Genomic DNA, 12,768 nt, shown 5'->3' with positions numbered 1-12,768 from the left:
TCCAAAAATACGGGCTCACGATTCGGGCAGTGTCATGCTTCGTTCAATCGCGCGCGCCCACCGATCCCACAGCATCTCGACGTCGAGATCGATTCGGCAGCCGGCTGTTCGCTCGTCGCCGTTCACCTCGATGATCACCTTGCTCCCGCCCACCGTCCCGATCTGAGCGGCCGGCACACGGCGCTCCAGTGCCGCGGCGAGCACTCGCTCGACATGCACAACGGGAACGGACAGGATGACACGCGACTGGGACTCTCCGAACAACAAGGCGTCGCGTCGAAGGCCGTGGAGGTTTAATGTTATCATAGCGCCAAGGCGCCGCGAAGGCCCCGTGATGCACGACTCCGCGAGCGCGACTGCGAGCCCGCCGTCAGAGCAATCATGCGCCGAATGCACCCATCCTTCTCGAATCGCTTGCAGCACGCAGTCGTGCAGCGCCTTCTCGGCCTCGAGGCTGAGATACGGCGGCGAGCCCTGCTCGCGGTGATGCATGACGCGCAAATACTCCGTCCCGCCCAAATCCTCCCGGGTCGAGCCGAGCAGCACGATCGCATCGCCTTCCTGCCTGAACCATTGCGTCATGGCGCGGTCGGCTGAATCGATGAGTCCCACCATGCCGAGGATCGGCGTGGGATAGATCGAGAGGCCGTTCGTTTCGTTGTAGAAGCTGACGTTGCCGCTCACCACCGGGACATTGAACGCCTGACAGGCGTCGGCGATCCCCTCGATGGCCAGGACGAATTGCCACATGACCTCCGGCCGTTCGGGATTCCCGAAGTTCAAGCAGTCGGTCAGCCCGATCGGCTCCGCGCCCGAGCACACGAGATTACGCGCCGCCTCCGCCACGGCAATCGATCCACCGATGTACGGATTGAGCACGCAGTATCGCCCATTGCCGTCGGTCGTCATCGCGAGCGCGCGGTTCGTTCCCTTGACACGAATGATGGCGGCATCCGAGCCCGGCCTCACTACCGTATTCGTTTGCACCATATGATCGTACTGCTCGTAGACCCAGCGTTTGCTCGCGATCGTCGGCGCTTCCAGCAACGCCAGCAATGCGGCGTTCGGATCCTTCACGTCCGGAATCGCATCCAGATTGAGCGACTGCAAATACTCCTGATATGCCGGCGGCGCGCTTGGCCGCTCATAGCGTGGTCCGTCATCGGCGAGCGCCTTCGCCGGAATCTCCGCCACGACGTCACCGTGGTCACGGACGCGCAACACGCCGTCATCCGTCACGTGACCGATGACCGCCACATCAAGGTCCCACTTCTTGCAGATACGAATGACCTCGTCTTCCTTGCCCTGCTGCGCCACCATCAACATCCGCTCTTGCGACTCCGAGAGCATCAATTCATACGCCGTCATGCCCGGCTCGCGGCGCGGTACGTGCGTGAGATCGAGGTCGATGCCTGTGCCGGCACGGGAAGCCATCTCGCATGATGAGCTCGTGAGCCCGGCCGCCCCCATGTCCTGAATGCCGACGAGTAGGTCCGAGGACATAATCTCGAGACAGGCTTCGAGCAGTAGCTTCTCGGTGAACGGATCACCGACCTGCACGGTCGGCCGCTTGGATTCCGATTCGGCATCGAATGAATCGGAGGCCATCGTCGCGCCGTGGATGCCGTCGCGACCGGTCTTCGACCCCACGTAGATCACCGGGTTGCCGACTCCCGCCGCCTTGCCTTTGAAGATCCGGTCCTTCTTGGCGATGCCCAGGCAGAAGACGTTGACCAGCGGGTTGTGGTTGTAGATTTCGTTGAAGACGACCTCGCCCCCGATCGTCGGCACGCCCATGCAGTTGCCGTAGCCGCTGATGCCCGCCACGACGCCTTTGAAAAGATGCCGGTTCTTGGGATGGTCCAGCAGCCCGAACCGAAGGGAGTCGAGCAGGGCGACCGGCCGCGCACCCATCGTGAAGATGTCTCGCAGAATCCCACCGACCCCCGTGGCCGCGCCCTGGTAGGGCTCGATGAACGAGGGGTGGTTGTGCGACTCCATCTTGAACACGGCGACGAGACCATCCCCGATGTCCACCGCGCCCGCATTCTCCCCCGGCCCCTGCACGACGCGCGGCCCAGTCGTGGGCAAGCGCTTCAAGTGCACGCGTGAACTCTTGTACGAGCAATGCTCCGACCACATCACCGAGAACATGCCCAACTCGGTGAGATTCGGCTCGCGCCCGAGAACCTCGACGATCTTCTTATACTCGTCGTCGGTGAGATTGTGCTGCGCGATGAGGGATTTGGTGATCGATTGAGTCGCTGGTTTCATCGTAACGTCAGACGCCTTCCAAAAGAGAGAAATACTCGTCCCGTGAGAGACCGGCAGTACGTAGGTTGTTCTTGATGATGAAGACCGGGAGCTCATCCCAGTCTGGAATGACGACCGGCCTTGGCGCACCGGGCTTTACATAGACAAAATGATCTCCTTCAACTCGAACGCATTTGAATCCGGCCTTCTCCATCACCTTGCGCAGCTTCCAGGCAGGAAGAGGAGTGATCCGCGGCATTATGGCTGAGTCGAAAGAGACATCACCTCAGTGGCCACGATTCGTGGTGACTGCCACTTGCCCTGAGCATCACGGTGATACCCTGCCTCGCGAAGTATCTCATCCAAGGTTCCGAGCTTCTGCGCCTCCTCGACAAACAGCCGGACAGCCGTCTTGAGATTCCGGCGCGCCTGATCCACGTCCTGCCCGCAACTCGACACGTCGAGTTCAGGGCAATAGGCGACATAGGTCTGTCCTTCCTGAAAGATAATTGCGTCGAATTCGATTGGAGTCATTTGGCTCTCAGCCTCACGACATCCTATTTACTAGGAGGCCCAAAAGTTCTGTAATGTTATCGATTGTCATCTTCGCTGCATTGGGCGAATCATCCTCTCTATGGAGAAGACCTGAACTGCCAAAAGATGCAACAGCATCGACAAGATGCGCTAAAATTAAATCGCGTTGCTCAGGAGTAATCGCAGATTCGACAAATGCTGCCATGCTGTTTGGCAATCCTTTGTCGATGGAGATTATGTTGATACATATGCATATGAGCGCGGAGAATTTTTAAGCAAAAAGCCGCAACAGCACCAACAGCGGTGAGAATCGTAATACGGATGGCGGCAAAGTAAACCATGTGCCAAGGAGCATCTCCTTTGGGTAAGTCGAGATGGGACATCCACCAAGCTGCTAGAAGAAAGGCAATTACCGCAACCCCGCTCAAAGAGCCCCACAATATAAGTTGTTTCTTCAGGTCCGTTTGAGCCAAGCGAAATTGTTCTTGAGCTGCCTCTACTGAAATACGGGCCGCAGTTCGTCTTGCTTTTTCTTCGATCTGATGTGCGAGCTGCTTCGCATCTTCAATTGTCTTCGCTGCTTCGTCCTTCACTAACTTAAGGGCAGCAGACGATTCTTCCTTCAACGAATCGATAGTCCGCTGATACTCCTTTCGAATTCCCTCGTCATGTAGAAATCCTCTGGCTTTAATTGCAGCCGTTACAAGAGGTGACCAATACTGTAGAAGCTGCTCAAGCTGAGAATCGATTTGAGTAAGGAAATTCTCACGCTGAGCCACGTATTCGGGATTATTTCGGGCAGCGTGAGTAGACATATGCTAAATACTTGTTCGAAGTGAGCAGCTATCTGAGAAAGGGTGTTGTCATGAACGTCACGCCCGAACCGGGGACGCCATTGGTTCTCCTTACTCCGTAGCGCGAAGCACGCTTACCGGAGCCTCTCGCTTCTTCGTATTTAATGCGTCCAACATCGACAGCAAAATCAGACGCCCTTCGTCGTTGCCGAGTAGGTCTTCCGCGCAGCGTTCGGGATGCGGCATCATGCCGAGGACGTTGCCGTTCGCGTTGATGATGCCGGCGATGTTGTCGAGCGAGCCGTTGGGGTTCGCTTCCGTTGTCACGTCGCCGTCCGGGGTGCAATAGCGAAAGACGACCTGCGCGTTCGCTTTCAACTGCGAGAGGGTCACCTCGTCCGCGTAGTAGTTGCCGTCAGCGTGGGCGATCGGAATCTTCAAGACTTGGCCGGGCTCGCACCGGCTTGTAAAGCCGGTGGCGGCATTTTCGACCCGCACGTAGACGTCGCGGCATATAAAGGATAAGGACTCGTTCCGGAGCATCGCGCCTGGGAGCAAGCCGGCCTCCAGCAAGATTTGAAAGCCGTTACAGATGCCCAAGACGAACCCTCCCGCCGCCGCAAATTCCTTCACCGCCCCCATGACCGGCGAAAACCGTGCGATGGCGCCGGTACGCAGATAATCCCCATACGAAAACCCGCCGGGAAGCACGATCCCATCCAGCCCTTTGAGCGACGTCTCCTTGTGCCAGATCATCTGCACATGCTGCCCGAGCACGTCCGCCAGCACATGCCGACAGTCCTGGTCACAGTTCGAGCCTGGAAATGTCACGACGCCGATGTTCATCGCTTCCTCTTCAAACTTTTTCTACTACGAAATTGGCTCTTTCGCGGGTGGCAGGGCGAACGGACGCCTAGCCGCGCGCAACGAAAGGGACCCACTGGGGGATGGGTGGAGTGAGCACGGCTGGGCTGTTCGCCGTGACAGGACCCGCCATCCTTATGGCACCAATTCGTATCTATATTCTTCAATAATCGTGTTCGCCAGCAACTTCTCGCACATAGCCTTGACCTCGGCTTCCGCCTTGTCTTTGGCCACCTCCTTCAACTCCAGCTCCATGTACTTGCCGACGCGCACGTTGCTCGCATTCTTGAATCCCAACGTCTCCAACGCATGCTCAATCGCCTTCCCTTGCGGATCGAGAATGCCCGGCTTCAACGTCACATGAATCTTCGCCTTCACTCATGTCCTCCCGATCGCCGCTCGTTTCCTCGCTCCGAGCCCGAGAGGCGGCATGGGTGCTTTTCACTGCGCGCAACTATTTCACCCGCCCGCCTCAGCGCGCCAAGACGCGCTTTCTCCCGTGCGAGCACATTCCGATCGTGCGCGTTCTGCGAGCACAAAGAGCACCCATGCCGCCTCTCTCTTTCTTTATGACTATTTGCACCCATCTTTTGCCTGCCCCGCGATCACCAGCTTCTTCCTCGCCCAGTTGATGACGAACACGAGCGCGATGCCTGCAACGGACAACGCCAAGAACGACCAGCGCCACACCGGATCAGGGATATTGATCGCCATCATCGCCACCGCCGCCGCCCAGACGATGATCGCCCACAGCAACCCCTGCTCCATGAATTTGACGAGAAACTTCTTCACTCTTTCTTCTCTTCTTCCCTCACCCTCTGTCGGACTTGGAAATCCACAAAGGCGTGAGAGGGGGGCTAGGGCAGACTCTATTGCGCGCATCGAACGATGCACATTCCGATCGTGCGCGTTCTGCGAGCACGGAGACTGCCCTAGCCTCCCTCTAACCGAATTACCCACATACCCGCCGCAACACCTCTTGATATGCTTCTTCAATTTTTCCCAAGTCCTTCCGAAACCGATCCTTGTCCATCGACTCCCCCGTCTTCTGATCCCAAAACCGACACGTGTCCGGCGAGATCTCGTCCGCGAGGATCAGTTGGCCATTGTGTAGCCCGAACTCGATCTTGAAATCGACCAGCACCATGCCGCGCTCGCGAAAGAACGGCACCAGTAGTTCATTGATCTTCAGCGCCAGCCGCTTGATCTCCTCGACGACCTTCGGCTCCGCAAGCTTGAGCAGGCGCACGTGGTCATCCGTGATCAGCGGATCGCCCAGCGCATCGTTCTTGTAATAGAATTCGACCAGCGGCGGCTGGATCGCCTCACCTTCTTTCAACCCCAAGCGCTTGGCCAGGCTCCCGGCGACGATATTCCGCACGACGACCTCGATCGGGACGATCATCACCCGCTTGGTCAGCATCTCGCGGTCGCTGAGGCGCTCGATGAAGTGGGTCGGGACGCCGGCCGATTCCAACAAACCAAACAGTCGCTCGGACACCTTGTTGTTGACCACGCCCTTCTCGATGATCGTCCCGCGCTTCTGGGCATTAAACGCCGTCGCATCATCTTTGAAATACTGGATCACGCGATCGGGCTGGTCGGTCGCAAAAATCTTCTTCGCCTTCCCCTCATACAGCATCGCGCCCTTGATCATCGCGACCTCTTGCGACTCGTTGCACGCGGGCTCACACCAAACACGCGCCGATAGATCTCATCCAAGTGCCGCAGGTAATGCTTGGGATCAAAGCGCGCTTCGATCTCGGTGGCGGTCAGATGTTTGGTGATGAACGGGTCTTTGCCAACGAGTTCCCGAAAGGGCCTTCCCGTCTTCCATGTCTCCATCGCATTGCGCTGCAGGGCTTCATACGCCTCTTTTCGCTGCGCGCCGCGTTCGATCAACTCCAACAACAGGCGTTGTGAGTAGACGAGCCCGCCGGTGAGGTCGAGATTGCGCTGCATCCGCTCCGGGTAGATCACTAAATGGCGAACGAGGTCCGTGATCCGCACGAGCATGTAATCGACGAGAATCGTGCTGTCCGGCATCACCACCCGCTCCACCGACGAGTGGCTGATGTCACGCTCGTGCCAGAGCGCCACGTTCTCCAGCCCGGCGACGCTGTTCGCCCGCACGAGTCGCGCCAGCCCACACAGGTTCTCCGATGCGATCGGGTTCCGCTTGTGCGGCATGGCAGAGGAGCCCTTTTGCCCCTCTGAGAACAATTCCTCCGCCTCCAGCACCTCGGTCCGCTGGAGATGCCGGATCTCCGTCGCGAACTTCTCGATGCTCGCCGCGAGCAGCGCCAACGCGGAGAGATACGCCGCATGTCGATCGCGTTGCACGATCTGGCTCGATACCGGATCCGGCTTGAGGCCGAGCTTCGCACACACATAAGCCTCGACCTCCGGGGCCAGATGCGCGAACGTCCCCATGGCACCCGACAGCTTGCCGACTGCAATCTCCTCGCGCACAGCCTGGAGCCGCCGCCGATGTCGCTGGCACTCCTCGTACCAAATGGCCAGCTTGAAGCCGAACGAAATCGGCTCGCCATGAATCCCGTGCGAGCGTCCCACCATGACGGTGTCACGATGCTCTAATGCCCGCTGCTTCAAGACGCCGATGAATTCATCCAGGTCGCCCAAGATGAGGTCGAGCGCCTCCTTCATCTGCACGGCGAGCGACGTATCGACGACATCGGATGATGTAAGGCCCTTGTGCAGCACGCGCGCGTCGGGACCCACCGGCTCGATCAGCGATTCGAGGAACGCAATGACGTCGTGCTTGGTGACCTTCTCGATGTCGGCGATGCGAGCCACGTCGATCCGCGCCTTCTTGCGGATCCGGGCCGTCGTCCCTTTCGGCACCTCCCCGGCACGCTCCAACGCCTCGCAGGCGTACAGCTCCACCTCCAGCCAGATTTCATACTTGTGCTGGAGTTCCCAAATCGCCTTCATCCGAGGCAGCGTGTAACGCTCGATCATCGCGTACTCTTACCGCGGCAATCTGTCGCCACTTGCGCCACTCGTCTCGCCCTTGGCCGATTCCTGCAGTCCCATGCCCGCACGCTTCTCTTCGAGCCGACCATCGGTCGCAATGATCTTGTCCAGCACGCCGTTGACAAAGCGGCGTGTCTCGTCATCCGCGAACTCTTTGGCGAGCTCGACGGCCTCGTTCACCGTCACCTTGGCCGGCACCTCCGGCATCCAGAGCAATTCGCACAGCGCCGCGCGAAGGATGTTGCGATCGACGATCGGCATGCGGCTTACCTTCCAGTTCGTGGCATATTGTTCGATGAGGCGATCCAGTTCGTCGCGGTGCGCCATCACGCCATCGGTGAGCCGATCCGCGAACTCGCGGACCTCCGGCGACACGGCGTTGTTGGCCCAAAAATCCGTAAGCCAGTGCTCGGTGTTGCCGTGCACGTCCCATTGGAAAAGGATTTGAAGCGTCTTTTCGCGTGCCCGCCGCCGGCCGCTCGTCATCGTCGTCCCTTTGCCCGCTTCGACGCCCGCCGATGCACGGATCGAGGCCGTCCGCCCACTTGTCGCATCAGGCTCGCCATCTCCAGCGCCGTCCTTGCGGCCTCGGCGCCCCGGTTCTGCTCAATGCCCTGTGCGCGTGCCAATGCTTGCTGCACATTCTCGGTCGTCAGGACGCCGAAGATGACCGGGATGTCCGCGTCCAGCGCTGCTTGCCCAATGCCGCGACTCGCCTCGTGGCTGATGTATTCGAAATGCGGAGTCTCACCGCGAATGACCGCGCCCAAACAGATGACGGCATCGAATCGGCCCGATCGCGCCCATCGTCGCGCCACGAGCGGAATCTCGAACGCGCCCGGCACCTTCGCCATTGCGATGTGCTGTTCCTCGACACCCGCCTTCTGTAAGACTTCGATCGCCCCGGCGAGCAATCGCTCGGTGACGAATTCATTGAACTTGCTGACGACAATGCCGATGCGAAGACCGGTGCCGTCACTCTGCCCTTCAAAGATATTCATCCGGGCCGGTACGTTTGGCGGCGGAGGTGAAAGGTACGGCGGGACACCTACCTGTGTGACAGCGGTGAATTGTCCGCCTCAAATTAGCCGCTTAGACTTTATTGAGAATGTGCCCCAACTTGGTCTTCTTCGTTCGCAGATAGCGCACGTTGGCGGCACGCGGCGCCATCTCGATGGGAATCCGTTCGACGACCTTCAAGCCGTACCCCTCGATACCGACGATCTTGCGCGGGTTGTTCGTGAGCAGCCGAATTTTTTTGACACCAAGGTTGACCAGGATCTGTGCGCCGATCCCGTAGTCGCGAAGATCCGCTTTGAACCCGAGCTGCAAGTTCGCCTCCACGGTATCGCTGCCTTGGTCCTGAAGTCCGTACGCCTTGATCTTGTTGATCAGGCCGATGCCGCGGCCTTCCTGATTGAGGTAGAGCAACACCCCGCGGCCTTCCTTCTCGATCATTTCCATGGCGTGGTGCAGTTGATCGCGACAGTCACACCGCAGCGAGCCGAATACATCGGCGGTCACGCAACCCGAATGCACTCGTACCATCGTCGGGACGTTTGGTTCGATCCGGCCCTTCACCAAGGCGATGTGGGTCCCCCCGTCGACCTCGTTTTCGAAGACGACCGCGTCGAACTCGCCGAACAGGGTCGGCAGTCGTGCACTCGCGACCCGTTTGACGAACGTTTCTCGGCGCAATCGATATTCGATCAGCGACTTGATCGTAATCATCTTCAGGCCGTGGCGCTTGGCAAACTGCATCAACTCGGGCACGCTGGCCATCGTGCCGTCTTCGTTCATGATCTCGCAGATGACGCCGGCCGGGTACAACCCGGCCAATCGCGCGAGATCGACGGACCCCTCGGTCTGGCCGGCGCGCTTCAACACCCCACCCTTCTGCGACCTCAGGGGAAAAATATGACCGGGGCGAGCGAGATCGTTCGGCTTCGTCTTGGGATCGATCGCCACGCGAATCGTGGTGGCGCGGTCGGCGGCCGAGATGCCGGTCGTAATGCCTCGCCGGGCATCGATCGAGACCGTGAACGCGGTCCCAAAGCTCGCGGTATTTTCAGCCGCTTGGGGCGGCAGTTGCAGTTCTTCCACGCGTTCCGGCGTCAGAGCCAGACAGATCAGACCGCGGCCATGCTTCGCCATGAAATTGATGGCATGCGGCGTGACCTTTTCGGCCGCCATGACGAGGTCGCCTTCGTTCTCGCGGTCCTCGTCGTCGACCAGGATCACCATCCGGCCGCGTTTGATCTCCTTCAGGGCCTGTTCGATGGTATCGAAGACGGGTTCTTGGGCCATGATGTCCGGCGCGGGTGCCGATCCACTTAAAGCTTTTCGCGCGCGAATGTCAAATGCATCGGACTAATGAGAAATTCGGTGAAGGACGTACTCGCGTCGTGCCATTCTATAAACGATCATGCCGGCTGCCGCAGCGGTGGTGCCGAAGAGCAAGAAGCCGCTCCCGTACCATCCGCTCAAGGTCCCCAGTATCCCAAGCGAGATGGGGAACAGAAATCCACCGACCGCGCCGACGGCACCTATAAGTCCCGACGCGAGCCCGATCTGTTTGCTCATCGTCACGCCGACCAGTTGAAATACGGCACCGTTGCCCACCCCCATCACCGCAATCCCCGTGATCAAGAGGATCAACGCCCAGCCGACGGGCGGCAACGAGGCCAGCGCCAGTGCTATAACAGCGAGCGCGGGACAGACGACTTCGAGAACGCGAATCCCGCCCCAGCGATCAGCCCAATGGCCACCCACGGGTCTAATAAGGCTTCCGACCAGTGCTGACAAGGCCGTCATGCTGCCGGCCGCAACGAAATCCAAGCCGTACTGTTCATGGAAGAACATCGGCAACACGCTGCAGAGCCCAACAAAGCCGCCGAAGGTGACGGCGTAGATGAACGCCAGTCGAGCCATCGTCGGGTCGCCGAGCAGTGTCGCGACGGCGGTTCCCCATTGGTTAATGGACGCTGTCTGTGTTCGTCGATCGGAAGGAACCACCATCGTAAAGAACACGAGCGTGGCGAGCACGGCCCCGGCCATGAGGGAGAACATTGCGGTCCACCCCCAGCGCGCACTGACCCAGGGACCGATGAAGGCGACAAGAACGGCCCCGGCATTGCCTGTGGCGACCAGTCCCATGGCCAGCCCTCGGTGTAGCGTCGGGTAGGCAACACTTGCCAGCGGCAAGGTCACCGCAAAGCTCGCCCCTCCGCTCCCGAGCAAGACGCCGAGCACAAGGACATCCGCAAAGGAACGAAGACCGATCGATCCGTACACCGTACCGAGCCATTCGCAGAGCAGAATGAGCATCGCGGTCACTTTTGCCCCAAACCGGTCCGACGCCCACCCCGCGACGATTCGAAACAGAGCACCGGCCAACAACGGCAGCGCGACGGCGATGACTCGTTGCCCGTCCGACAGCCCGACCGCCTCTCCGATGGGAACAGCGAGCGCCCCGATCAGGAGCCAGACCATAAAACTGAGCGTGAGGTGAAGCCATGCGGCCACCAACGTTTGCATGTGTCCGGTTTCAATGGCTGCCAGAACGTTGGTCATGCTGTGCGCTCCCGATAAGGAAAGCACTATAGATGGCGGCGTTTGTTCTCGGCAAGGAACGGCGAGGCTCGAGCGAGCAGCATTCCTGTAGGCCGTCGAGCGGTGGATACATCACGTTTGTAAACTTTGTTCTGACGCTCGTTCCGTTTATAATCGAAATTCATTGTAACGCTCTCTGCCATGGCAAAAACGACACGTCCCCAGAAACAGCGGACCGAACCAATCGACGCGGTCCCCGAAGACTTCGAATCCGAAGATTTCGACGGAGCACCGCCGACCGAGGAACACGCGGCGGACCAGGCATCGGCCCTTCTGCCGGCCCTGCCATCGGAGCGGGAACCCGTCGACGCCTCCACCGCGCTGGCTCCGACGACCACACTCCAGCAGTACCTTGCCGAGGTCCGGCGGTATCCCTTCCTGTCACGCGAGGAGGAGCTCCGGCTCTTCGATGAGTACCGACGTCTGGGTAGCCGCGAGGCGGCCGTCAAGCTGATCCTGGCCAATCTTCGGGTGTCCGTCGCCATTGCCTCCGAGTACCTCCATACCGGCGCCGACCATATGGATCTGATCCAGGAGGGCAACGTCGGGTTGATGCAGGCGATCAAGAAATTCGATCCCACAAAGAACGTCCGCTTCCACGCGTATGCCGCCTGGTGGGTGCGTGCCTATATTCTGCGCTATCTGCTCAACAATTATCGGTTGGTGAAGGTCGGTACCACCCAGGATCAGCGCCGCTTGTTTTATAACTTGCGCAAGGAAAAGGCGAAGCTCGAACGCGAAGGGTTTGCCCCGGATACGAAGCTGCTCGCCGATCGGCTGAACGTCCGTGAACGGGACGTGATTGAGATGGATCAGCGTCTGGGTAGTTGGGACCTGTCGCTGGATCAGCCGCTCAGCGAGGAGTCCGAAGGCACGCTGTTGGATGTGCTGCCCTCACAGGAGCCGGCGGTCGATGAACGACTCGGCGACCAACAGTTACGGGAACTGTTCCGGGAGAAGCTTGCTGAGTTCGCCCGAACGTTGGATGAACGGGAAGAGGACATTCTGCGCAATCGCATCCTGTCCGAAACACCGGTCACGCTGGAGGACCTCGGACGGAAGTATGGAATTACCAAGGAACGCACCCGTCAGCTCGAATCTCGCATCATCAAACGCCTGCGCGACTATCTGAAAAAGGAAGTCAAGGACTTCGATCAGCTTCGGTGTTGACCTGGTTCGACAACCCCCGTCCACTCGGCCAAAATAAAGTTCTTCCCGCCCCTTGACTTGGTAGGGAGCGGGACTATCTAATGCCCCGGTTGTACACCCGCCAGGGAAATCGCAGTGATCCCCGGCAGTCCTGAAGCTCCACAGAACGTTTCACTCTTATTCGTGAAGGAGGGGTAGCGTATGGCAACAGAGACCAAGGAGAAAAAGAACGTCGCGAAGGGCTTCCAGCCGCTGGGCGACCGCGTGTTCGTCACCTATACCGAGGAGATGGAGCGCACGGCCGGGGGCATTTACGTGCCCGAATCCGCCAAGGAAAAGCCGCAGCGCGGTCAGATCCAGGCGGTCGGCAAGGACGTGAAGAACGTGAAGGTCGGCGATCAGATCCTGTTCGATAAGTACTCGGGCAGCAAGCTGAAGATCGACGACGAGGACTGCTTGATCCTGAAGGAAGAAGACATTCTCGGCGTCTTTACGAGCTAACTCGGCGAGCAGCTCCATTGTGGAGCAATTGGCCTCTGAGCCACGAAGATTCGACTATCAGTTA

The 12,768-nt window shown here is 59.2% G+C and carries 15 protein-coding genes; 2 read left to right on the top strand and 13 right to left on the bottom strand.

Annotation, left to right across the window (positions count from 1 at the left end; translation table 11 throughout):
- Window positions 1-15: 15 nt before the first annotated feature.
- The 13 genes from purL to AC1U7K_RS15010 form a co-directional block, all read right to left on the bottom strand.
- Window positions 16-2,274, bottom strand: a complete 2,259-nt coding sequence (purL, locus tag AC1U7K_RS15070) for a phosphoribosylformylglycinamidine synthase subunit PurL (protein ID WP_480252349.1) — start codon at window positions 2,272-2,274, stop codon at window positions 16-18.
- Window positions 2,275-2,281: 7 nt separating this feature from the next.
- Window positions 2,282-2,512, bottom strand: a complete 231-nt coding sequence (locus AC1U7K_RS15065) for a type II toxin-antitoxin system HicA family toxin (RefSeq protein ID WP_480252348.1) — start codon at window positions 2,510-2,512, stop codon at window positions 2,282-2,284.
- Window positions 2,512-2,787 (bottom strand): type II toxin-antitoxin system HicB family antitoxin, encoded by a 276-nt coding sequence (locus tag AC1U7K_RS15060; RefSeq protein ID WP_480252346.1) that lies wholly within the window; start codon window positions 2,785-2,787, stop codon window positions 2,512-2,514. Before AC1U7K_RS15060 ends, AC1U7K_RS15065 begins: the two co-directional genes overlap by 1 nt.
- A gap of 170 nt (window positions 2,788-2,957) precedes the next feature.
- On the bottom strand, window positions 2,958-3,602 hold the full coding sequence (locus tag AC1U7K_RS15055) for a hypothetical protein (protein ID WP_480252344.1): 645 nt from the start codon (window positions 3,600-3,602) through the stop codon (window positions 2,958-2,960).
- A gap of 90 nt (window positions 3,603-3,692) precedes the next feature.
- The gene (purQ, locus tag AC1U7K_RS15050; RefSeq protein WP_480252342.1) at window positions 3,693-4,427 is read right to left on the bottom strand and encodes a phosphoribosylformylglycinamidine synthase subunit PurQ; all 735 of its coding nucleotides are present in this window, start codon (window positions 4,425-4,427) and stop codon (window positions 3,693-3,695) included.
- A 153-nt stretch (window positions 4,428-4,580) separates the two neighbouring features.
- Entirely contained in the window at window positions 4,581-4,823 is a 243-nt protein-coding gene (gene purS / locus AC1U7K_RS15045; protein WP_480252340.1) for a phosphoribosylformylglycinamidine synthase subunit PurS, read from the bottom strand.
- Between the two features lie 195 nt (window positions 4,824-5,018).
- Window positions 5,019-5,237 (bottom strand): hypothetical protein, encoded by a 219-nt coding sequence (locus tag AC1U7K_RS15040; protein WP_480252339.1) that lies wholly within the window; start codon window positions 5,235-5,237, stop codon window positions 5,019-5,021.
- Window positions 5,238-5,397: 160 nt separating this feature from the next.
- Entirely contained in the window at window positions 5,398-6,102 is a 705-nt protein-coding gene (purC, locus tag AC1U7K_RS15035; protein ID WP_480252338.1) for a phosphoribosylaminoimidazolesuccinocarboxamide synthase, read from the bottom strand.
- Window positions 6,099-7,427 carry an adenylosuccinate lyase gene (gene purB / locus AC1U7K_RS15030; protein ID WP_480252336.1) on the bottom strand — a complete coding sequence of 443 codons (1,329 nt, stop codon included), beginning with the start codon at window positions 7,425-7,427 and terminating at the stop codon, window positions 6,099-6,101. Before purB ends, purC begins: the two co-directional genes overlap by 4 nt.
- 9 nt (window positions 7,428-7,436) lie before the next feature.
- A complete protein-coding gene (gene nusB, locus AC1U7K_RS15025) occupies window positions 7,437-7,928 on the bottom strand; it encodes a transcription antitermination factor NusB (RefSeq protein WP_480252334.1) in 492 nt (163 codons plus the stop codon).
- Complete coding sequence (gene ribH / locus AC1U7K_RS15020; RefSeq protein ID WP_480252333.1) at window positions 7,925-8,443, bottom strand: 6,7-dimethyl-8-ribityllumazine synthase; 519 nt, start codon at window positions 8,441-8,443, stop codon at window positions 7,925-7,927. The genes nusB and ribH overlap by 4 nt, the downstream gene beginning before the upstream one ends.
- Before the next feature lie 91 nt (window positions 8,444-8,534).
- The gene (locus tag AC1U7K_RS15015; protein WP_480252332.1) at window positions 8,535-9,749 is read right to left on the bottom strand and encodes a bifunctional 3,4-dihydroxy-2-butanone-4-phosphate synthase/GTP cyclohydrolase II; all 1,215 of its coding nucleotides are present in this window, start codon (window positions 9,747-9,749) and stop codon (window positions 8,535-8,537) included.
- A gap of 63 nt (window positions 9,750-9,812) precedes the next feature.
- Entirely contained in the window at window positions 9,813-11,015 is a 1,203-nt protein-coding gene (locus tag AC1U7K_RS15010) for an MFS transporter (RefSeq protein ID WP_480252329.1), read from the bottom strand.
- Between the two features lie 180 nt (window positions 11,016-11,195).
- Here AC1U7K_RS15010 and AC1U7K_RS15005 point away from each other — a divergent pair, with 180 nt between their 5' ends.
- Complete coding sequence (locus AC1U7K_RS15005) at window positions 11,196-12,224, top strand: sigma-70 family RNA polymerase sigma factor (RefSeq protein ID WP_480252328.1); 1,029 nt, start codon at window positions 11,196-11,198, stop codon at window positions 12,222-12,224.
- A gap of 180 nt (window positions 12,225-12,404) precedes the next feature.
- Window positions 12,405-12,704, top strand: a complete 300-nt coding sequence (locus AC1U7K_RS15000) for a GroES family chaperonin (protein WP_480252326.1) — start codon at window positions 12,405-12,407, stop codon at window positions 12,702-12,704.
- The last annotated feature ends 64 nt before the right edge of the window (window positions 12,705-12,768 follow it).

The sequence above is a fragment of the Nitrospira sp. Vd2 genome (assembly GCF_979581665.1).
This window is presented reverse-complemented; position numbering and strand designations above follow the sequence as displayed.